Consider the following 21,294-nt stretch of genomic DNA (forward strand, 5'->3'; position numbering starts at 1 on the left):
GGGTTCACGGGGAAAAAGCAGAGGTCGCAGGGCCGGGCCGGGGGTCACTCGACCAGTTCCACGCCGTAGCCCCGCATCCAGTCGTCGATCCTGATCAGCGACTCGAACCCGACCCGCAGAAAGCGCAGCTCCTCGGGTGCCGCCCGCTGTACCGCCGCGTACGCCTCCGCCGCCGACTTCTCGTCCATCAGCGCCCGTACCGGCGCGCCGGAGTCGTCCATCAGCTCGCCCAGCCGGCCCTTCAGCATCCGGTCGTAGTCGGGGTCGGCGATCGTCGGATAGGGCTCCTTCTTCCTGGTCAGGATGGATTCGGGCAGCTCGGCGGCCATCGCCGCGCGCAGCAGGCTCTTCTCCCGGCCGTCGAAGGTCTTCATCGCCCACGGCACGTTGAACACGTACTCCACCAGGGCGTGGTCGCAGAACGGGACGCGTACCTCCAGGCCGACGGCCATGCTCATCCGGTCCTTGCGCTCCAGCAGCATCGGCAGGAACCGGGTGAGGAAGAGATAGCTGACCTTCCGCATGCGCCGCTCCGGCTCCGGCTCCCCCGGCAGGGCGGGTACGGAGGCCAGCGCCTCGCTGTAGCGGTCGGCGCGGTACGCGTCCAGCGCCAGGCGTTCGGGCAGGGCCGGGTCGAGGAACGACGGCCCCTGCGGCACCCCGGCCGGACCCATGTACATCCACGGGAACGTGTCCGCGCGGGTCGCCTCCTCCTGGTGGAACCACGGGTACCCGCCGAACAGCTCGTCGGCCCCCTCGCCGGAGAGCGCGACCGTCGAGCGCTGCCGGATCGTGCGGAAGAGGAGATAGAGGGAGGTGTCCATGTCCGCGAGGCCCTGCGGCAGATCGCGGGCGCGGAGCACGGCGGCGCGCGCGGCCGGGTCGGACAGCAGCTTCGCATCGAGCACGATCGGCTCGTGGACGGCGCCGACCCGGCCGGCCAGCTCCGCCGCGTAGTCGGCGTCGGCGGCGGGCGCGGGCAGCCCCGGCATCGGCGGCCCGGCGGGGGTGAAGCCGACCGAGTAGCAGTTGAGCGGCGGTTCGCCGCGTGTCCGCAGCGCCCGCGCGGCGAGCGCCGCCACCGAGCTGGAGTCCAGGCCGCCCGAGAGCAGGGAGCAGAGCGGGACGTCGGCGACGGTCTGGTCGGTGACCGCCGTCCGCAGCAGTTCGCGCACCCGGGAGACCGTGGTGTCGAGGTCGTCCTCGTGGGGGCGGGCTTCGAGGCTCCAGTACGGGGTCTCGGTGACCTTGCCCCGGGAGACCTTGGCGACATGGCCGGGACGGACCTGGAACATGCCGTCGAAGATGGCGTGCCCCGGGGTGTTGACCCAGGTCATCAGCTCCCGCAGACCATCGGCGCCGAGGCGGGCCCGCGCCATCGGGTGGGCCAGGACCGCCTTGGGCTCGGAGCCGAAGAGCACGCCGTCCGGGGTGGGGTAGTAGTAGAGCGGTTTGATGCCCAGCCGGTCGCGGACGAGCAGCAGTTCCTGGCGGCGGACGTCCCAGAGCGCGAAGGCGAACATGCCGTCGAGGTGCTGGGCGAGGTTCTCGCCCCACTCCAGATAGGAGCGGAGGACCACTTCGGTGTCGCTGCGGGTCCGGAAGCGGTGCCCGGCGGAGCGCAGCCGTTCCCGGAGCGCGGCGAATCCGTAGACCTCGCCGCTGTAGGAGATGACGGCCGAGACCCTGCCGTCCTCCTCGGCGGCCATGGGCTGGACGCCGCCGGCCACGTCGATGACGGCGAGCCGCCGGTGGCCCAGGGCCACATGGTCGCCGTACCAGACGCCGCCGGCGTCGGGGCCCCGGCAGGACATGGTCTCCGTCATCGCCGCGACGGCGTCCCGCCGTGCGCCCGGGTCCTGTTCGTAGGCGACCCAGCCCGTTATTCCGCACATGGTCTCTCCGTAAGGTGGTGTTCTCCGCCGTGTCTCCGCCGTGCCTGGCCGCCGCGTGGTTCCGTCCCGCGGTTCCGTCCCGGGCTGTCGTACGGGTGGTTACACCCGGTCCGGGAGCGCGCCGAGCTGGCGGTGCAGCCCCAGCAGGTCCATCTCGTCCCAGTGCTGGGCGAAGAGGCCGTCCTCGACCAGGAAGATGTCGATGAGCCCGACGGAGAAGTGGCGGCCGGACGGCGGAATGTCCATGATTGCGCCGATCTGGCGGCCGCTGAAGGTCATGCGTGCGACGACCTTGTCCCCTTCGACGACGAGGTCGTCGAGGGTGAGACTGAGCCCTTCCACCGCGGCCGCCCAGCGGCGGATCGCCGCGCGCATGCCCTCGATACCGCGTTCGACCGCCGGGTTGGGGTGGCGGTACTCGGGGTGCAGGCAGTGGTCCAGGTGGCGGGGGTCTCCTTCGTTGTAGGCCGCCAGGAAATGGTCCATGAGGCGCAGCGCGGCTGCTCGGTCCACAGGGGGTCGCCTTTCACACGTCTGATCAGGAGTTCGGTACGCCGGAGGAGGGGGAGGAGAGGGAGGACGGAGCGGGCGCGGGGCCGGAGGCGGGAGCGTCGTCGGAGGCGGGAGCGTCGTCGGAGACCGGCTCCGGTTCGGCGAGGCGGTCCATCCGGGGACGGGTCGCCGGTGCCACCTCGGTCCCGAACGCGGTCGCGGCGACCAGGTCGCAGGCGTCGGAGTCGCTGTACGGGTGCATGGTCCCCGCCCGGACGTCCCGGTGCGCCCGCTCGTACACCGAACCGGGGCGCAGCGCCGGTGTGCCGATGATCCGGATCACCCGGTCCACGATCTCCACGGCATTGTTGGTGCCGACGGTCTTGGTGAGGACGGCGCGGGCCATGCCCTGCTGGATCGTCAGGGCGTTCCACAGGCCGTTGCCCATGACCTCGCGGGCGGTCCGTTCGATGAGCGCCCGGGAGGTCTCGACCAGGGCTTCGCACTCGGCGACGGCCGACCGTACATAGGGGCGGTCGTCCCAGCCCCGTTTCAGGACGTCCTGTACGCAGCTCTCGAACGCGCCCACGGCGACGCCCAGATAGACCGCGGCGAAGGTGGGCATGGCCCAGCCCCACACGGTCTGGAGGAGCGAGCCGTCCAGCGAGCCCACCGGGTAGTCGGTCAGGACGGCGGCGTCGGGGACCATGACGTCGCGGAGTTCGATGCTGTCGCTGCGGGTGGCGCGCAGGGCCGAGGTGTTCCAGGTGCCGTGGAGGACCTGGACGCCGGGGGTGTCGGCGGGGACGCGGAAGACCAGGACCCGGGGGCCTTCCGGGTGGTCCCGGTAGACGGCCATCGAGGTCATGTGGGTCATGACGGCGGAGCCCGTGCCGAAGGTCTTGGTCCCGGAGACGAGATAGCCGCCGTCCACCCGGCGGGCCTCGCTGCCGGTGCTGCGGACGAGCGCGTGGCCGGGTTCGGCGGTGGCCCCCATGAGGATCACCCGTCCGTCGGCGATCTCGGTGAGGGTCCGCCGGGCGCGTTCGTCGCCCGTTGTCCGCCAGTTCCTGGCCATCTGGCCGGCCATCGACAGATGCATGTTGACGGTGAGGGCGGTGGAGGCGCAGCCGGTGGCCAGCCGTTCCTGGGTGAGGACCATGTCGCGGAGGTCGCCGCCGAGGCCGCCCAGCTCCCGGGGGACCGTCAGCCGCAGATATCCGGCGTCACGCAGGTCGTCGATGTTCCGGTGGGGGAACTCGGCCTTGCTGTCGTAGCCGTCGGCCCGCTCGCGGAAGGCGGTCGCCAGCTCCTCGGCCAGCGCGACGAACCGCTCGCGCGCGGGCCGGTCGATGAGAGGTCGCACAGGGGACTCCAACTCTGGGAGGTGGACGCGGAAGGCTCGGGGCGGATGCTCCGGCGCTCGGGACGGATGCTCCGGTGCTCGGGGCGGATCCCTCGGCCGGCGGGGACGGATCCCCCGCCGACCAGGGCGGACCCACCGTCGACCAGGGCGGATCCCCGGTCGGCCAGGGTGGGTCCCCGGTTCACGAGGCGGGCGGTCCCCCGGTTCAGAGGGGAGTCGCCGGAGCCGCCGGAGCCTCGGGGGCCGCCGGAGCCGCCGGAGCCGCCGGAGCCGCGGAAGCCTCGGGGGTCTCGGGTGTCTCGGGGGCCGGTGGTCCGCCCGCCGGGCTTTCGAGGCGGGCGGAGATCAGCCAGGTACGGGCGGCCCTGGCCGAATCGCGCGGGGGCGTCCTGGGCACGAGCCGCCCCTGTGCCTCCGTCAGGTCGCAGGGTTCGCGCACCTCGGCCCGCCAGCCCCGGCCGGCGAGCCAGGTCTCGGGCTCGGCGACACCGGAGAGCCAGGGCCGTCCCTCGTCCCGCATCCTCCGCAGCCACTCCCGCATCCAGGGAGCGCGGTACAGATCCGTGTTCACCTGCTCCAGGCAGAGGGCGCTGCCGGGCGCGGATAAGGCGGTGACCTGCTCGACCACCGTGTCGACCTGGTCCTCGCGCAAGTAGTAGAGGACACCTTCGGCCAGCCACACCGTGGGCAGCTCCGGGGAGAACCCGGCGGCGGCGAGCGCCGACGGCCAGTCGGCGGTGAGGTCGCCCCGGACCGCGATGCGGCGGCACCGCGCGGCCGCCGGAGGGTGGTGCTCCAGGAAGCCGGTCTTCTCCTCGACCGCTTCGGGCAGGTCCACCTCGTAGAGAACGACTCCGGGGGGCCAGGGAAGGCGGAAGGCCCGGCCGTCCATGCCGGCGGCGAGGACGACGACCTGCCGGGCGGGGCCCTCGGTCACGGCCCGCATCAGGCAGTCGTCAAAGAATTTGGTCCGGACCGCGAGGACGTCGAAGCGGGCGCCCGGTTCGGCGCGCAGACCGGCGTACAGCTCGGGGGCGGTGCGCCGGACGAACTCCACCGCGAGCGGGTCCTCGAAGAGCCGGTCGGGGCGGAGGGTTTCGGCGGCCCTGGCGCAGGCGATCCAGTGGGCGGTCTCCGTCAGGCTCGACATCGCCCTCTTCCCGGCCGCTCGGGACAGCGGGCCGCGCGGTCGGCGCCGGCCCCGGTTCGTGGCCGCCTCATGACGCCCCCACTCCGCTGTCGGTGCCGGTCGCGCGGGCGAGTCCCCTGGCCAGCGACTCGTGCAGGATCTGCGTCTGGTTGTGGCGGAACTGCTCCCAGTACGCGTCGCCCTTCTCGTTCCTGGTCCGCAGGACGACGCCGATGAACGCGCGGCCGTCGGCGACGACGAAGGACATCCGGTGTTCGAGGAAGTCGTCCATGTCGCCGAGGAGCACTTCGCGCTCGCTCGCCTCGAACACCTCGTAGGGGCCGAGACGCCCGCCGGGCTCGGGCAGCGGCTGCTCGCTCCGGCTCCCCATGGTGTTGGGCTTGACCCCGAAGGGCCGCAGGACCACGCCCTGGATGCGGATCCAGAGGGCGATCAGCCGGGACGCCCGCTCGGGGCCGAGGCTGGGCCGGTCCATCGTCAGCCGGGCCAGCTCCCTGGCATCGACCGTACGCCTTTCCGGAATTAATGCCTCCGCGGCTTCGGCATGTGTATACACCCCACTATCGCGAAAATGTGCGAGCGCGGTGCCGTCAGGAATGGAGCAACTGGCTACTTTCATCATTCACGATCCCCCACACGCGCCGTCAATGCCCTGGAGGCATGACGAGGTCAATGCGATGTGCAAACAGGATGAAGGAACGGATCACCGCCGTGAACCTACCCCTCGACGCTCCGTTAATGCAGATGACCACAAGAGGGATCGATGTGACGTACATCACATTGCATTGCCTGAAGCCTGCCTATTGATGCAAGGAAGCGGCGGTGCCTATCGTCTGGCGGTGCCGGGCGCCATGAGCCCCGGAGCGCCGGCTCATCAAATCTCCGAAGCCGGCCGTGTATGCGGCGCGATGGCCGCGACCGCATTTTTCCGAAAGAGGTGAATCGGTATGAGCAATGTCGCTGCCGTCGGTCAGGAAGTCGGCGTCGTCGGTCTGACGGGCCTCGACGTGGACGCCCTGGAAATCACCGACTACGTGGACGAGACGCTCCTCGACGGTGAGGACCTGACCGTCACCATGATCTCGTCCGCCTCCTGCACCACCTGCATCTGCACCTGTAGCTGCTCCTCCTGAGCCAGCCGCCGGGCGGGGGTCCTCGACCCCCGCCCGGCCCTGCCCGTCCCGCTCCGGGCGGCGTACCAGGTCGGAGCCCGAATGGAACGATCAATTCCATCAGGGAACGATCAATTCCATCGGAAAACGATCACGAGCGCGAAACTTTCGGGCCGAACCGCCCGGACGGAAGACCTGTTCGAGAAGCCACTCATTCGATCTACGTTTTCCTGCCGCGCTCCGCTTCCGGCAAAAAGAAAGCTGGTATCGCGTGCGACCCGTAATCCTGGTGCACGGACTCATGGGCACAGAGGATGCCCATTTCGCGGAGTGCAGACGCTGGTGGAGTCAATCCGTCACCGAAATACGGCTCCCCGGCCATGGAATCGAGGAGCGCGGGATCCCTGCACATCCCGCTGCCGCCGCCATAGAACGCGTACGAAAAACGATCACTGAGCAGTCCGAACCACCCGTTGTCGTAGGTCTTTCCTACCTGGGTGCGGCCGTGGTATTCCGCGCGGCGGAGAAAGCGCCGGCCGAAGTCGGCGGGGTCGTTATGTCCGGATACTCGTTCCTGGTCTCCGGCGACACCCTGAACCGCTGGCTGACGGGCTTCACCGGCATGGCGGCCCGCCAGGGGCCCGCCCGGCGGCACTTCGAGCGGCTGCACGGGGAGAAGTGGGAGCGGCTGCTCACCACCACCTTCGACGAGCTGTCCGACGGCTGTCTGCGCCTGCCCGACCTGGACGACCTCCGGCGGAGCGCGGTCCCCGTCCAGCTCGTCAACGGCGCGCTGCTCCAGAACGAGCGGCAGGCGATCACCCCGGCGGCCACCGCCGGGGCCGATGTCGCGGTCGTCGCCGGCGCCGGCCATGTCGTCCCCATGGACGCGCCCCGGGTCTTCGCGGCCGGCGTCGAGGAGTTCGCCGACCGGGTCGAAGCCGGGCGCACCACCTGGCACGAGCGGCGCCGCGCCGCCGCCAGGGCCGCGCCGGCGGATCCCGTCCGGGACGACACCCGGGACGACGACACCCGGGACAGGGACAGGGACAGGGACAGCGACAGCGACAAGGCCCAGGACAGGGCCGAGAACCACGCCACCGAGGAAGGGGCCCATGTCTAGCCCGGGGATCAGGTTCGCCGGTTACGGCGTCGTACGCGTCTGTTCGCAGCCGGCCGGCGTCGTGGACCGGCTCTCCTCCCGCGAGGTCGCCCGGCTCTGCGACGAGCTGGAGCAGGTGCGGCGGGAGTGGCACGACCGGGCGCCGCGCGTCGCCGAGGAGCTGACCGCGCTGGTCCCGCTCCTGGACGACCGCGCGGAGCGCCGTACGGTGCTCGCGGTACGGCGCAGGCTGCACCGCGCGCTGGACGTCCCGGCGGCCGACCTCGAACAGCTCCGCCCGCTCCGGGAACGGCTCGGCGGGCAGGCCGGTGAACAGGTCGACGGGCAGGTCGGCGAGCAGGTCGGTGAACGGCTCCGATGTACCGGCGGGACCGGCGCGGACACCACCGCGACCGGACCCGACGCCCTCCGATGTACCGGCGCCGCCGGGACGGACGGACCCGGCACGGCCCACGGAACCGATCGATCCGACCGATCCGGCGGAGTCGGCGCGCTGAGCGCCCTCGCCACCCGGCGCGACGACCTCGCCGCACGGCTGACGGCCGCGTACGAGGAGGCCCGCCGCGCGGAACAGACCGTACTGGCCGCCGCCGCGCTCGATCCGGCCCTGCGCGCGGGCGCACAGCTGAGCGCGAACGGCCTGCTGCACAACATGGACCGGTACGCCGCCGCCGTCACCGACGGGGATGTGCGGGGCAAGCGGGATCTCATGACCGAGTCCACGGTCATCCATCTGCTGACGCGCAGCGCCCTCAAGCCCTCGCCCTTCGGGCAGCTGGTCCACACCCGGCCGGTCCTGCTCGACACCGGCCCGGCGGCCCCCGGCGCGCGCCACGCGTCCGAGCCGTCCGAGCCGTCCCAGGCATCCGAGGCGTCCGACCCGTCCCAGGCATCCGGCGGTACGCGGTCCTCCGTCTGCCGCCTCCCCCGCCAGCTGGTGAGCTGGGTCGAGCGGTGCCTCGCCGCCCTTCCCGCGCTCCGCGCCACGGCCGTCCTCCGCCGGGCCCCGGTCGTGGCCGCGTCGGCCCAGCGGACCGTCTTCCTCGTCCGGGGCCGCGACGGCACCGACGAACCGGCCGCCAAGGAGCGCTTCGTCCCCGTACCCCCGCATCCGGTGGTGACGGAACTCCTCGCCCTGCCCGCCGACGCCGCCCTGCCCGAGCCCGGGCTGCGGGCCCGCTGCGCCGCCCTCGAAGGCGTCGGCCAGGAGGCCGCCGACACCCTGCTCGACTCCCTGATCGCGCAGGGCGTCCTCGCCCGTGACCTGGGCGTGGGCGACCAGGACCCGCATCCGGTCGCCCGGCTCGCCGCGCTGCTCCCGCCCGACCTCGACGCCGGGGTACGGGAGTGCGTGACCGCCCTGGCCGCCGCCGAGGCCGCGTTCGCCACCGCCGGACTCGACCACCGCCAGCAGCTCATCGCCCGGATCGAACGCCAGGTCACCGACTTCGCCGGCCGGTGCGGTGTCACCACCCCGCCGATCGACGCCGCGCGGACCCTCGTCTACGAGGACGCGGTGATCGCGACCCCCCGGGCCGAGGACCCGGGCCGGTGGCGGCGGCACCTGCCCGCCCTGGCCCACTGGCACCGGCTGCTGCCGGTCTTCGACGACGGCGCACACGTCCGGGCGATCGTCGCCGACGTGGTCAGGACCCACTTCGGCCCCGGCCCGCACCGGCTCCTCCCCCTCTACGCCGCGATGTCGTCGCCCAAGCTGCAACCCGTGCTCGCCCAGCGGCTGACCGACCTCACCGCCCCGGTGCCCAGCCGGCTCCGCGCCCTCCAGGACGAGGTCTTCGACCTCGCGGGACCGCCCGGCGGGGACGACGGCGCCGAAGCCGTCATCGACCCCCGGCGGGCCGCCGCGATCGCCGACACGCTGCCGCCCTGGATCCCCCGCTGGGACCGGGCCAGCTGGAACGTCCAGCACCACGGGACGACGTCCGACGGCGGACTCCTCGTCGTCAACGGCGGCGCCATCGGCTTCGGCCGGGCCATCTCCCGTTTCCTGCCCGCCTACGAGGCCGCCGGCGAGCGGGGCTTCGGCGAGCTGGTCCGCGCGGACATCGCCGCAGGCGACCGGGGGTCCGCGCCCCTCACCGACCTGTCCGCCGTGCTCGGGATCAACGCCAACGTCCACTCCGCGCTGCTGGGCAGCCATCTGCGCTACCCCTGCACCGCCGGTGGCGCGTGGGGCGGCGACACCGGTGTCTCCCTGGAGGACTGCTGGGCCGCGTTCGACGAGGACACCGGCCTGCTGGTGCTCCGCCGGGGCAAGGACGGACCGGCGCTGCGGCTCGTGATGCTCAACTTCCTGCTGAACGAGCTGGCCCCGCGCTGCTACCAGTTCCTCAACTTCTTCGGCTCCGGCGGCCTCGCCAACCTCGCCTGGTGGGACCGCGTCGACCAGCGCCGGGGCGCCCGGGACAAGATCCGGCGCTATCCCCGCGTACGCTCCGACGGCCTCGTCCTGGCCCGCGCGACCTGGAAGATCCCCGCCGACCGGCTCCCCGACGCGTCGGGCCGTGACGACCTCGCGTTCTTCACCGAGGTACGCCGCTGGCGGGAGGCGCTGGGACTGCCCGAACGCGTCTTCTACCGGGGCTTCACCCTCCCCGACCCGCTCGTGCCGGTCTCCGAGGAGGAGCGGCGCACCTGGACCAGGACGCTCGCCCGGTTCCCGACCTCCGCCGAACGCAAGCCGACCTATCTGGACTTCACCAGCCTCACCGCCGTCCGCGCCTGGCAGCGGGTGCTGCGCCGGTGGCAGGGCGAGCTGACGTTCCAGGAGTGCGTGCCGGACGTGCCCGGCGCCGCGCCCGTGGGCCACCCCGGCGGATTCACCGAGGAGTTCATCATCGAGACCACCGAGGGGGCACGGTGACCGCGACCGCCGAGGACGTCTGGCTCTCCTGCCATGTCTTCCACCACGGCGACACCGATCCGCTGCTGACCGAAGCCCTCCTCCCCCTCGTCGACGACCTGCGGCAGGACGGCCGGCTGCGGAGCCACTTCTTCCTGCGCCACTGGGAACGGGGACCGCACGTCCGCCTCCGGCTGAAGGTCCCGGTCGGTCACCGCGACGGCGTACGGGCGGAGACGGAACGCCGGGTCGGCGCGTATCTGGAACGCTCCCCCGGCCCCGCCGACACCGACCCGGAGCGACTGCGCGAAGCCCTGCGCCGGCTCAGCGAGCTGGAGCACGGCGACACCTCGGACGAGGTGCTGCGGACCCCCGAGCCGCCCAACACCCTCCGCTGGCTCGACTACCACCCCGAGCTGGACAAGTACGGCGGCCCGGAGGGCGTCGCCGTCGCGGAGGGCGTCTTCGACACCAGCTCCGTCCTGGCCGGGCAGGTCCTCCGGCTGGGCATCGCCGACCGCGCACGGCTCGGGATCTCCCTCCAGCTCCTGCTCCTCGCCTCCCGCGCTCTCGGCCTCGACCCCGGCGAACGCGTCCTCTTCCTGCGCACCTACCACGAGCAGTGGGCCCCGTACGTCACCGACCAGCGGATCCTCGCCTCCTGGGACCGGCAGTACCGCCTCCAGCGGGACACCTACACGGCCCTGGTCGACGGCCTGGACGCGGGCGAGGCCATCGGGAGGGGACTCGGCGGGAGCTGGGAGCGGGCGCTCGGCGACGCGCTGGACCGGCTGCGGCCGATGGTCGCTTCGGGACGGGTCTGGCCAGCCGGGACCGACCGTGCCGCGCCCCCCGTGGTCGCGCTGGCGAGCCTGGTCGGCCAGTACCTGCACACCACCAACAACCGGATGAACGTCCGCCCGCAGGGCGAGTGCTTCGTCGCCTATCTCGCCCACCGGGCGGCGGCGGAGCGGTCGGCGGGCCACCACCCCCACCCCATGCCTGCGGTACACGACGACACGGCACACGACAGGGATGAGCGTCATGTCCACCAGTGAACAGAAGGATCTCACCGTCAGCGTCCCCTGGTCGGTGCAGGAGGACCTCCTCCTCGACGTGGCCGCGCCCGCGCTCGACGAGTCCATGGCGCTCGGCGAGACGAAGTCCTGGTTCTACCTGCGGGAGAACCACGGCGGGCGGCCCTTCCTGCGGCTGCGGTTCAACACCGCGAGCCCGTCGGTCGAACGCCGGCTGAAGTCCCGGATCCTGGAGAAGGCCGGCGCATCCGCCGGGCACGACGACATCTTCGCGTACCAGCCGTACAACCACGAGCACGACTGGCTGGGCGGCACGGCGGGACAGTCCCTGGCCGAGGCCTTCTGGGCGGAGACCACCCCGCTGGCGCTGCGGACCCTGCGCGCCACGCGCGGCGACCGGGCCCTGCGGCTCGCCGTCGCCTTCGACTTCCTCGTGTGCAGCGGCGTCCTGCTCGCGCCCCGGCTGCCGCCGCCCGTCGCCAAGTTCGGCTTCCGGGCCGGCTACCTCTCCTACCTGGCCACGTTCGAGGGGTACATGCTGCTGATCCGGGACCCGGAGGGCACCCGGGCCAAGCACGCCGAGCGGTACGAGCAGAACCGGAACCTCCTGCGGCCCCGGCTGCGCTCGCTGGTCGACGCCATGGGGGAGCCGGACGGCGACCTCGGCGACGTGCCCGAGCTGGCCCGCGAGTGGACCCTGCGGCAGCGGAGCTACCTCCCCGCCATCCAGGAGGGCTTCGACTCCGGCCGGTTCTATCTGTACGCCACCCCGCGCAAGGCCGAGACGGCGAAGCTCACCCCGTCGCCCGACGGCCTCTACCGCAGGCCGCAGATCGAATGGCTCGCGGACCTGCCGGAGGCGCCCGTCGCCGGCATCCACCGGGCCATCGCCGACAACCGGTTCTACCAGGGCATGATCCGCGAGGACCGCCGGTTCCTGGCATCCCGGCTGGCCCAGGCGTACACCCACTGGCACCTGTACCGGCTGGGCTTCCTCCTCGCCGACCGGTACACGCTCTTCTATCTGATCGCCCGCGCCTTCGAGGAGGAGTACGACCTCGACGCGGCGGAGATGATCCGGTCGGTCGGGCCCGAGGCAGAGGTCGCGGGATGACGGCAGCCGACACCGACGCGCCACCCGTCCCCCCTCCCCCTCGGGCCTTGCGTGCGACCGGCACGGAGTCCTGCGACGCCACCGGCGCGGATCCCTTCGACGCCGCCGGGGTGGACGCCTTCGTCCGCAGGCTGCGCGGCAGTTACGACGAGGTCCACCCCGGGCACTGGCACATCGACTGGAAGAGCATCCCGAGCCCGTTCCGGTGGTACACCGACGCGCCCCGGACCGACCTGCCGCCCCTGTCCCGGACCATCGCGCGGGGCGGGGCGGCGGCGGGCCGCGCGTTCGCCGCCGCCCCGGCCCTGGTCCGGATCGGCACCCTGCTCCAGGCCGCGTACGGACTGACCGGGGTGCGCTGGTACCCCGAGGGCATCGCCAAGAGCAGCCCCGAGGAGCCGACACCGGTCCACCGCAACCCCCACTACCAGCTCCGCCGCGCCATGCCGTCGGGCGGTGTGACGTACCCCGGCGAGTGCTACGTGGTCACCACCGGCGCGGAGGGGCTGCCCGCCGGGATCCACCACTACGACGCCGTACGCCACGCCCTGGCGCTGCTGGCCCCCGGCCGGCCGCCGGCCGCGCTGGCGCCCCCCGCCGGGCAGCTGCGGATCGTCGTCACCCAGCCGCTGTGGAAGAACTACTTCAAGTACGGGGACTTCTCCTACCGGCTCGGCGCCATGGACACGGGCGCGGTGATCGGGCAGTTCGCGCTCGCCGCCCGCTCCTGGGGGCTGCCGTGCCGGATCACGTTCGCCGTGGACGAGAGCGGGGTGCTGGAACGGCTGGGGCTCGACCCCGCCGGCGAAGCCGCCCCGGCCCTGCTGGACCTGCCCGTAGAGGATCCGGGTCGGGACCTGGCCGACCGCGAGGCGCGGCTCACCGTACGGCCCCGCTGGCTGGGCGAGTCCGCGCCGCCAGGACCCGCCACCGGCACCCGGCGGATGCACGCCGCCTGCGTGGCGGCGGGTGAGCCCGGCAAACCCATCGGCCTGGCCCCGGTGGCGGTCGCCGACCTGGACGGACGGGTCGACGCGGAGCTGCCCGCCGTCCCCGCCAGGACGCCGTCGGTCGCCGACTCCTGGTCCCGCTCCGCCCTGGGCGAGCAGCTCCGGGGCTCGCCGCTGCCCGCCGGTGTCCTGGCTTCCTGGCTGCCGGAGGTGCTCGCGCCGCTCGACTGCGACGTCACCGGCGCGGACGGGGGCATGGCGCACGGCGTGGACGGGGGCGTGGCGCCCGGCGCGGAGGAGGGCATGGCGCACCCGCGCTGCCTGCTGGTCGTCCGCTCGGTGCCGGGGGTGCCGCCGGGTGCCTATCTCACGTACGGGGACGGGCGCCGGCTCGTCCGGCTCGCCGGGGGCGACTTCGGTCCCGTGGTCCAGCGGAGCATGTTCGCGAACTACATGAACGTCGGGCAGGCGCCGCTGATCGCCGTCATGACCGGCGCCGCCGACGCGCACCTCGGCACCGGCGGCCCGGTCCGCTACCGGACCCAGCACCTGCTGGCGGGCGTGCTCGCGCAGCGGCTCGCCGTGTGCGCGGCCGGCGCGGGACTCTCCGCGCACCCGGTGCTCGGTTTCGTCAGCGGGACGCTCGACGGACCCCTGGGGCTGGCGTCCCGGGGGCTCACATCGCTGCTGATGGTCCCCGTCGGCGGCTTCCGCCGGGGCCTCTATCTGGAGAACAGTCTGCGTCCGCTCGCCGCCACGGCGGGCCACGGGGGTGGGGAATGACCGGCACTGTGCTGCGGCTGCGCAGCGACGCCTACTACGTACCGGTGCCGAACGGGGTGTGGATCAGGACGACGGACGGCTCCTTCACCCTGTCCGGCGGGACCGTCGCGACCTGGGTGGAGAAACTGGCGCCCCTGCTGGACCGGGGCGTCGTGCCCGCCGAACTCCTCGGCGCGCTCAAGCCGGAGCAGGCCGTGTTCGTGGACCGGCTGCTGACGGCGCTGGAGCAGCGGAAGGTGCTGCGCCGGGAGAACGCCGGTGAGGTGGGTGACGATCCGCGTCTGGAGGAGTTCTTCCCCCAGCAGATGGAGTTCCTGCGGCACTTCGCCGCCGACCCGGGGGCCGGTCTGGCCCGCGCCCGGCGCCATCCGCTGGCGGTCGCGGGGCCCGGCGGGCGGGCCGACGTGCTCACGACGACGCTGATGGAGAGCGGCTTCGGCGACCTCGCGCTGCTGGACGCGGAACCGGGTGCCGAGACGCGCGAACTGGCGGAGGACTTCGCGCGCGGCGGTGTGCCGGTACGGCTCGCCGGGCCGGCCACCGGGGCGACCGCCGGGGCCGGGGGGCGCACCCTGATCGGGGTCTTCGGCCCCGGCGAGGAGAGCGCGGCCGGGGAGTTCCTGGACCGCGCCGACGCCCTCGGACAGGGCGCCTGGGCCGGTCTGGTGCGGGGTCAGGCGATGCTGCTGAAGGGGCAGTCACCGGGTTCGGGCAGCGCCTGCGTCCGGTGCGCCTGGCGGCGCCTCGCCCACCGGGCCGCCGCGCTGCCGCCGTCCGACGGCCTGGGGCACGTCCCGGTGTCGATGGCGGCGTCGGTGCTCGCGCAGGAGCTGTTCCGGTACGTGGCCGTCGGTGACACGGGGGTCCTGGGCGAGGGCGTGGTGGTGGACCTGACCCGCCTGAGCGTGTGGCGGACCGCCGTGGACCCGGACCCCGGATGCCCGGGGCACAGCACACACATCGCGTCCGCGTCCGCGCCTGCCCCGGCTCGCGGCGGAAGCGGGTTCCCCGAGTCGGTCTTCGGCGCGCGGTGCTTCGGTCCGCTGTTCTCCTGCGCTCCGGAGGAACTGCCGCAGTTCCCGCTGACGGCGCTGCGCGTACGGCTCAACCCGCCGGGCCGCAGCGGGCCGACGGGCTCGGCCGACGGGCCGGTCGTGGTCGCGGAGTCCATGGCGGAAGCCCGCGCCGAAGCGGCTCTGACGGCCGTCGAGGAAACCGTCCCGGTCCCGCCCGGCACGATCGCGGGCGTCGGCCGGGACCCGGGCGAGGCCCTGGCCCGCGCACTGCTCCGATGGGCGGACACGGCGCTGGCCCCGGCGGATGCGGCAACGGACCTGGTGACGGGCCTGAAGACGGCGGACCTCGCGGCGAGGGCGGCGGGCACGGCGGGCGTTGTGACGACGGCGGGCACCAGGCGCCCGGCGCCGACGGACCGTGCGGCGGCCGACGCGGCGCCGGGGGCTTCGGGCACACCGGATACGGCGACGGCGGCCCTCACGGCAGCCAACCCGACAACGCAACCGGCGCCGACGAACCGGGCGACAGGAGACACGTCCGCGACGGACACGGGGCCGGCAACGCCAGCAGACGCTGCGGGCGCACCGGATCCGGCAACGCCGGCCCACACGGGGGCCGACCCCTCCGTGGCCGACCCGGCGACGCCGGACACCACACACCCGGCACCGACGAACCGGGCCACAGCAGACACGTCCGCGACGGACACGGTGCCAGCGCCGACGCCGACAACAGACGCTGCGGGCACATCGAATCCGGCAACGCCAGCCCACACGGGGGCCGCCCCCTCCGTGGCCGACCCCGCAACACCGGACACCACACACCCGGCACCGACCAACCGGGCCACAGCAGACACGTCCGCAACGGACACGACACCGGCGCCGACGAACCGCCCGGCAGACGACGCGACGGCAGGGAACAGTTCTGCGACGGACACGGGGCCGAAGCCGACAGCCCACACGGCGGCCCACCCCTCCGCGACCGACCCGGCGACACCGGACACCCGTCCGGCACCAACGAACCAGGTCACAGCAGACACGTCTGCGACGGACACGGTGCCAGCGCCGACACCGGCACCGACAGCAGAGGCTGCGGGCGCACCGGATCCGGCAACGCCGGCCCACACGGCGGCCCACCCCTCCGCGACCGACCCCGCGACACCGGACACCCGCCCGGCACCGACCAACCGCACCACAGCAGACACGTCCGCAACGGACACGGCACCGGCACCGGACCCCGGCACGGCAGACGCGCCGTGCGCCACGGACCCGACCGGCGCGGCGGGCACGGCGGGCACCACGGACTCGACCAGCGCGACCGGCACGGCGGGCACCCGGCCCGGTGTCCCGTACACCGGACGCCGGGACGGATCCGTCCGTTCCGAGCGGGCGCGCGGGCTGGCCCGGCTGGCCGACGCGGACCCCGTCGTACGGACGGAACGTCACCCCGCCGGGGTGTGGCGGACCCTGGTCGGCGCGCCGGGCGGCACCGTCGTGCGGACCGGTCTCGACGCGGACCAGGCGGAGGAACGCGCCCTCGCCGCCGCCCTGGCGCTCGGCCAGCTCGACGCGGCCGATCCCGGCACCGGGGTCGTCCCCGTCCTGACGGGCACGTTCCCGCCGGAGGAGCGGACGGCCGCCGTCGCCGCCGCGCTCGGTCTGACCGTCCGTACCATCGAGTTGCCGCCGCTGGTCGCCGCCGACCTCGTCGGGGTCGTCCTCGCCCCGGGGCCCACCGCATGAGCGGCACGCTGCTGACGCCGGGTACCCCGCCACCGCTGCCGGCACCGAGCCGGAGGACCTCCCGCGCCCCCGGCGACCCGGTGGCCGAACTGCGGCGGCTTGTCGGTGACGCCGTCGACATCCGCACCCCCGCCGACGTGAATACGCCTGCGGGCACTCCCGGCGACGGGCGCCCGGTGGTCGTGGTCGACCTCGGCTGGGACGCCGACCTCTCGGCGCTCCCCCCGGCGGACACGCTGGTGCTCCCCGTGCACGGCCTCCGGGGCCGTGCGGTCGTCGGCCCCGTGCTGCGGCCGGGCCTCCCCGGCTGTCCGCACTGCCTGGCGCTGCGCGTCCGGGCGGCGGACGGGCCCCGGGGCGTGCCGGTGGGGGCCGCCCCGGGGCTGCTCCCCCTGTCCGCGCGGCCCGTCGACTGGCTGCCGCCCGGTGCCGTGCGCCTGGTCGCGGCCGTCCTGCGGGCGGAGGCGGACCGGATCGCCGCCGGTGAGCCGCCGCGCGCCACGGAGGCTGCGTTCGCGATCGGCCCGGGGCGGCTCGGCGGCGACTGGCACCCGGCCCTGCCGCACACCCTGTGCACGTCACCGCAGTGCACGGCCGCCCGCCGACCCCTGCCGCCGCCGCTGCCCGATCTGACCCGGCCGCTGCCCGCGAGCGGCCCGGAGTCGGCCCGCCGCCACCCCGCCACCCGCTACGCCGACCAGCTGGAGCGGGAGTATCTGGACGCGTGGTCGGGCATCTGCGGCTCCGCCTCCGTCGGCGACGGGGCCGCCCTGCCGTCGACGCAGGTCAGCGTCCCCACCCTGTGGGGTTTCGACGAGATCGCGATCGGCCGCGCCGGGGACTACGCGAACGCCCGGCCCGCCGCCGTGCTGGAGGGCCTGGAGCGGTACGCCGGTTGGCACTGCGGCGGCCGGGACCCGGTCCGTTTCGCCTCGTACGCGGAGCTGACCGGCCACGAGGGAGCCGACAGCGCCGCCGACCCGCGCGCCCTTTTCCTGCACCGCGACGAGGATTACGCACGGCCGGATTTCGACTACGTCCCCTACTCCCCGGACACCCCGACGGGCTGGGCGCGGGCGCACTCCGCGCTGACCGGGCGGCCCGTGCTGCTCCCGTTCCATGTCGCCTACTACGGCGCGGCCCGGCGCCCGGAGACCGGACCCCGGTTCGTGTACGAGAACTCCAACGGCTGCGCGCTGGGCTCCGGTACGGAGGAGGCCCTGATCGCGGCCCTGCTGGAGGTGGCGGAGCGGGACGCCTTCCTGTGCACCTGGTACTCCGGGACCCCGCTGCCGGAACTCGACCTCGCCAGCAGGCCGGGCGGACCGGACGGGCTGAGTGGGCTGAGCGGCCCGGCGGCGCGGGCCGTGCACACCGTGCGCCACCGCACCGGCCGCGAGCTGAGGGCCTTCCGCGCGGTCGGCGCGTTCGACATCCCCGTCGTGCTCCTGCTGTCGGTGTCCGACGAGCCGGGGCATCCGGCGACCCTGGTCACCGCCGGCTCGGGGCTCACCACCGATGCGGCGCTGCTCGGGGCCGTCCACGAGATGTCGGCCGTCGCGCCCGTCATCACCCAGGAGTTCCGGCGGAACAGGCCCGAGCTGGAACGGGCCCTGGACGACCCCGATCTCGTCCGCAGGATGGAGGACCACTCCCTCGTCGGCGCGCTGCCCCGGGCCAGGCCGTGGTTCTCCTTCCTGCTCGACGGGATGCCGCCGGACCTCGCGTCCGCGCCCGCTGTGCACCGGCCCGCCGGTGACATCGCGGCCGACCTCGGCGCGATGCTCGCCGCCGCCCGCAGGGACGGCCAGGAGGTGATCGTCGTGGACCACACCACCAGCGAACTGCACCGGCTCGGCCTGAGCTGCGTCAAGGCGGTCGTCCCCGGCACCGTGCCCATGACTTTCGGCCACCGTCACCGGCGGCTTCCGGATCCCGGCGTACTCCAGGCGTTCCGGGCCAGGAACGGCCTGGACGACCGCGTGTTCTCCCCCGAGGAGGTCCGGCATGAGCCGCACCCATTCCCCTGACCCGGCGGCCACGGCCGGCACCCCCGCGCCCCCGGACGGGCTGCATCCGCTGCCGGGGGGCCTGGGCTGGACCGTCGACGACCGGTCGCTCGCGCTCCGGCTCCTCGCCGACCAGCGCCTCGGCGTCCTGGAGCCGGGCCCGGTCATGGCCCATCTCGCCGCGAAGGTCCCCGCCGACGTCCGCCCCCTGGTCGAGGACATCACCGCGTTCGCCGAAAAGGTCATGCTCCAGACCGGGCAGGACCGCCACCAGGTGCTGCGCAAGGCGTTCGGCGGGTTCTTCGACGCGGACGCCATCGCGGCCGTCACCCCGGGCATGCGGGCGGACGCCCGGGATGTCGCCGGCCGGTTCGCGGCGGCCGGCGGTGGCGAGTTCATGACGGCGGTGGCGTTCCCGTACGCGATCCGGGTGGGCGCGCGGCTCATCGGTTTCACGGACGACGAGTACCGGCGGCTGCACAAGCTGAGCCAGCGGCTCGCGCTCGTCGCCTACGCCGCCCGGCTGGACGACCCGGCGGAGGCGGTCCGCGCGGGCCACGCCGCGCTGGTGCGGGTGCGCGGGATCGTCGCCGCCGCCCGCGCGTCCGCGCCCCCGTCCTCGGTCCTCGGCGCCTGGCACGCGGGCACGGTCCCGCTGCCCGACGCGGACATCGAGGCCAACGCGGTGATGCTGGTCCAGGCGTCCCTGGAGACGGTCGCCGGGATGCTCGGGAACACGGCGGCACGGCTGCTGCGCGCCCCCGGGGCGCTCGCCGACCCGGAGCGCCGCGAGGCCGTGCTCGACGACGCGCTGCGGGCCGAACCCCCGCTCAAGACGCTGGAACGGGTGGTCCTGGAGCCGGTCGTCCTCGACGGGCAGGAGTTCCGCGCCGGCCAGATCGTCTCCGTACGGATCGCCGAGGCCAACCGGCTGGACGGCGACGCCGTCGCCGGGCGGGCCCTGTTCTCCTTCGGCTGGGGCGCCTACCGCTGCCTCGGCGCCCGGCTCGCCCGCCACCAGGCACTGGAGCTGTTCGGGGCGCTGCACGAGGCCGCGCCGGACGCCGCCGTCGCCGAGCCGGAGACGGAGACGGAGCGCGTGCGGCACATCAGGTTCGACATGCCGCGCCGGCTCCCGGTGGTGTGCTCCCCGCCCCGGCGCGACGCGGCGGCCCTGACCCGGGCGCTGACCGAGGCCCTGGAGGAGGACGACGTCGACCGGCGGCTGACCTCGCTGGAGCACGAGGTGACGCAGGTGGTGCTGAAGGAGAACGGCGTGCTCGTCCCCGGGGAGCTGCGGGGGCCCGAGACCATCAGGGAGTGGGTGACATGGGCGGTCCCGGCGGGTGGCTGAGCCACTCCGTACCCGTACTGCGCGACTCCCCGGCGGGCGTGGTCACCGAACGCGGCCGCTTCCCCTGGCCGGAGCTGCTGGAGCGGGCGAACGCCCTCGCGGCGGCGCTGCCGGCCGCCCCGTACGGCTGGGTCGTCCCCCCGGACGGCGGCGAGCGGTCCGTCGTGGGGCTGCTGGCGCTCGGGCTGCTGGAGTCCGCGCCGCGCTGGCTCCTGGGGGACCCGGCCCGCTGGGGTGCCGCCGGCGCCGCCGCCGCGCCCGACGGCGGACTCGTCCCGGCCGGCCCGTCGGCCGTACCGCCGCCGCAGGTCGAGGGGCCCACGTACGCGACGGCGTCCTCGGGCACCACCGGCGTACCGAAGCTGCTGTTCGGCCGGCCGCACACGGTGCCCGACGCCGTCGGTCTGTACGCGGCGGGCCTGCCCGAGTACGCGTCGGCGGAGGTCTTCGCCACCTGCTCGGCCATCGACTTCGCGGCCGCGTTCTACATGGTCGCCGCCCCGGCCCTGGTGCTCGGGCGGGATCTGGTGCTGTTCCGGCCGGGTTCCTGGGAGACGGCGGTGCCGGAGCTGGCCGGGCGGCCCGGGGTGTGCCTGGCGCCGCCGGCGGTCGCCGTACTGGGGGCCCGGGCGGCGGGCGGCCGGTACGCCTGCCGGGAGACCTGGTTCGTGCCCGCCGGCGGCGGTCTCACCCCCGCCCGCGCGGACCGGATCGCCACCGGATTCCCGGGCGCCCGCTTCCTCACCATGCTCGGCTCCACGGAGACCGGGCTGCTCACCGCCGACCGCGAGGTCCGCGACGACGGCCGCGTCGGAGCACCCATCCCCGGCAAGCCAGTGTGGCTGGAAGACGTCGGTCCCGATGGCGTCGGCACGCTCTGGACCAGGGGCCCGGACACCCGGTTCGCGGTCACGGGCGGCCGGTTGACGGCCCGTCCGGACGGCTCGGTGACCACCGGGGACCTCGCCCACCGGACCGAGGACGGCCACTACGTCCTGGACGGCCGCGCGGACGACCTCGTCAAGGTCGACGGCGTGAGCGTGTACCCCCGGCAGATCACGGCCGCCGTCCGGGCGCTGCCGGGCGCCGTCGACGCCTCGGTGACCGTCGACCGCTCCCGGGCCACCGACCGGGTGACCGTCGTCGTCGTGGGCGACGTCACCGAGGAGCAGGTGCTCGACGCCTGCCGACGGCTCCCCACTCCCGTGCTCCCGCACCGGGTCGTCCGCCGGCCGGCCGACCAGGCCGCCTACGACGCACGCGGCAAAGTGCTCCGCTGAGAAAGAGCGT

Annotated in this window: 15 protein-coding genes; 10 read left to right on the forward strand and 5 right to left on the reverse strand. The window is 74.1% G+C overall.

Annotation, left to right across the window (positions count from 1 at the left end; translation table 11 throughout):
• Positions 1-44: 44 nt before the first annotated feature.
• The 5 genes from asnB to SYYSPA8_RS20700 all read right to left on the reverse strand — a co-directional run bounded on the left by asnB (position 45) and on the right by SYYSPA8_RS20700 (position 5,459).
• The gene (gene asnB, locus SYYSPA8_RS20680) at positions 45-1,895 is read right to left on the reverse strand and encodes an asparagine synthase (glutamine-hydrolyzing) (RefSeq protein ID WP_323448721.1); all 1,851 of its coding nucleotides are present in this window, start codon (positions 1,893-1,895) and stop codon (positions 45-47) included.
• Between the two features lie 99 nt (positions 1,896-1,994).
• On the reverse strand, positions 1,995-2,408 hold the full coding sequence (locus SYYSPA8_RS20685; RefSeq protein ID WP_323448722.1) for an ester cyclase: 414 nt from the start codon (positions 2,406-2,408) through the stop codon (positions 1,995-1,997).
• A 25-nt stretch (positions 2,409-2,433) separates the two neighbouring features.
• The gene (locus SYYSPA8_RS20690; RefSeq protein WP_323448723.1) at positions 2,434-3,753 is read right to left on the reverse strand and encodes an acyl-CoA dehydrogenase family protein; all 1,320 of its coding nucleotides are present in this window, start codon (positions 3,751-3,753) and stop codon (positions 2,434-2,436) included.
• Positions 3,754-3,958: 205 nt separating this feature from the next.
• Positions 3,959-4,903 (reverse strand): SAM-dependent methyltransferase, encoded by a 945-nt coding sequence (locus SYYSPA8_RS20695; protein WP_323448724.1) that lies wholly within the window; start codon positions 4,901-4,903, stop codon positions 3,959-3,961.
• Positions 4,904-4,970: 67 nt separating this feature from the next.
• Positions 4,971-5,459: a DUF2867 domain-containing protein gene (locus tag SYYSPA8_RS20700; RefSeq protein WP_323448725.1), complete on the reverse strand. Its 489-nt coding sequence runs from the start codon at positions 5,457-5,459 to the stop codon at positions 4,971-4,973.
• Positions 5,460-5,850: 391 nt separating this feature from the next.
• On the opposite strand from SYYSPA8_RS20700, the gene SYYSPA8_RS20705 reads away from it, so the two are divergent.
• The 10 genes from SYYSPA8_RS20705 (at position 5,851) to SYYSPA8_RS20750 (ending at position 21,284) form a co-directional block, all read left to right on the forward strand.
• Positions 5,851-6,036 (forward strand): thiocillin/thiostrepton family thiazolyl peptide, encoded by a 186-nt coding sequence (locus tag SYYSPA8_RS20705; protein WP_323448726.1) that lies wholly within the window; start codon positions 5,851-5,853, stop codon positions 6,034-6,036.
• 268 nt (positions 6,037-6,304) lie between these two features.
• Positions 6,305-7,138, forward strand: a complete 834-nt coding sequence (locus SYYSPA8_RS20710) for an alpha/beta fold hydrolase (RefSeq protein WP_323448829.1) — start codon at positions 6,305-6,307, stop codon at positions 7,136-7,138.
• Positions 7,131-10,022, forward strand: a complete 2,892-nt coding sequence (locus SYYSPA8_RS20715) for a lantibiotic dehydratase (RefSeq protein ID WP_323448727.1) — start codon at positions 7,131-7,133, stop codon at positions 10,020-10,022. Before SYYSPA8_RS20710 ends, SYYSPA8_RS20715 begins: the two co-directional genes overlap by 8 nt.
• Entirely contained in the window at positions 10,019-11,059 is a 1,041-nt protein-coding gene (locus tag SYYSPA8_RS20720) for a lantibiotic dehydratase C-terminal domain-containing protein (RefSeq protein ID WP_323448728.1), read from the forward strand. The genes SYYSPA8_RS20715 and SYYSPA8_RS20720 overlap by 4 nt, the downstream gene beginning before the upstream one ends.
• The gene (locus SYYSPA8_RS20725) at positions 11,046-12,152 is read left to right on the forward strand and encodes a lantibiotic dehydratase C-terminal domain-containing protein (protein ID WP_323448729.1); all 1,107 of its coding nucleotides are present in this window, start codon (positions 11,046-11,048) and stop codon (positions 12,150-12,152) included. Before SYYSPA8_RS20720 ends, SYYSPA8_RS20725 begins: the two co-directional genes overlap by 14 nt.
• A gap of 47 nt (positions 12,153-12,199) precedes the next feature.
• On the forward strand, positions 12,200-13,885 hold the full coding sequence (locus SYYSPA8_RS20730; RefSeq protein ID WP_323448730.1) for a SagB family peptide dehydrogenase: 1,686 nt from the start codon (positions 12,200-12,202) through the stop codon (positions 13,883-13,885).
• Positions 13,882-16,641: a hypothetical protein gene (locus SYYSPA8_RS20735; RefSeq protein WP_323448731.1), complete on the forward strand. Its 2,760-nt coding sequence runs from the start codon at positions 13,882-13,884 to the stop codon at positions 16,639-16,641. The genes SYYSPA8_RS20730 and SYYSPA8_RS20735 overlap by 4 nt, the downstream gene beginning before the upstream one ends.
• Entirely contained in the window at positions 16,638-18,671 is a 2,034-nt protein-coding gene (locus SYYSPA8_RS20740; RefSeq protein WP_323448732.1) for a TOMM precursor leader peptide-binding protein, read from the forward strand. Before SYYSPA8_RS20735 ends, SYYSPA8_RS20740 begins: the two co-directional genes overlap by 4 nt.
• A complete protein-coding gene (locus SYYSPA8_RS20745) occupies positions 18,649-20,004 on the forward strand; it encodes a cytochrome P450 (protein ID WP_323448733.1) in 1,356 nt (451 codons plus the stop codon). Before SYYSPA8_RS20740 ends, SYYSPA8_RS20745 begins: the two co-directional genes overlap by 23 nt.
• On the forward strand, positions 19,980-21,284 hold the full coding sequence (locus SYYSPA8_RS20750; RefSeq protein ID WP_323448734.1) for a class I adenylate-forming enzyme family protein: 1,305 nt from the start codon (positions 19,980-19,982) through the stop codon (positions 21,282-21,284). The genes SYYSPA8_RS20745 and SYYSPA8_RS20750 overlap by 25 nt, the downstream gene beginning before the upstream one ends.
• The last annotated feature ends 10 nt before the right edge of the window (positions 21,285-21,294 follow it).

The organism is Streptomyces yaizuensis (genome assembly GCF_034961445.1).
GTDB classification, from domain to species: domain Bacteria; phylum Actinomycetota; class Actinomycetes; order Streptomycetales; family Streptomycetaceae; genus Streptomyces; species Streptomyces yaizuensis.

Coding starts and splice junctions, on each gene's coding strand:
- asnB (WP_323448721.1), bottom strand. CDS start 1,895: ATGTGCGGAATAACGGGCTGGGTCGCCTACGAACAGGACCCGGGCGCA.
- SYYSPA8_RS20695 (WP_323448724.1), bottom strand. CDS start 4,903: ATGTCGAGCCTGACGGAGACCGCCCACTGGATCGCCTGCGCCAGGGCC.
- SYYSPA8_RS20705 (WP_323448726.1), top strand. CDS start 5,851: ATGAGCAATGTCGCTGCCGTCGGTCAGGAAGTCGGCGTCGTCGGTCTG.
- SYYSPA8_RS20715 (WP_323448727.1), top strand. CDS start 7,131: ATGTCTAGCCCGGGGATCAGGTTCGCCGGTTACGGCGTCGTACGCGTC.
- SYYSPA8_RS20725 (WP_323448729.1), top strand. CDS start 11,046: ATGTCCACCAGTGAACAGAAGGATCTCACCGTCAGCGTCCCCTGGTCG.
- SYYSPA8_RS20735 (WP_323448731.1), top strand. CDS start 13,882: ATGACCGGCACTGTGCTGCGGCTGCGCAGCGACGCCTACTACGTACCG.
- SYYSPA8_RS20740 (WP_323448732.1), top strand. CDS start 16,638: ATGAGCGGCACGCTGCTGACGCCGGGTACCCCGCCACCGCTGCCGGCA.
- SYYSPA8_RS20745 (WP_323448733.1), top strand. CDS start 18,649: ATGAGCCGCACCCATTCCCCTGACCCGGCGGCCACGGCCGGCACCCCC.
- SYYSPA8_RS20750 (WP_323448734.1), top strand. CDS start 19,980: ATGGGCGGTCCCGGCGGGTGGCTGAGCCACTCCGTACCCGTACTGCGC.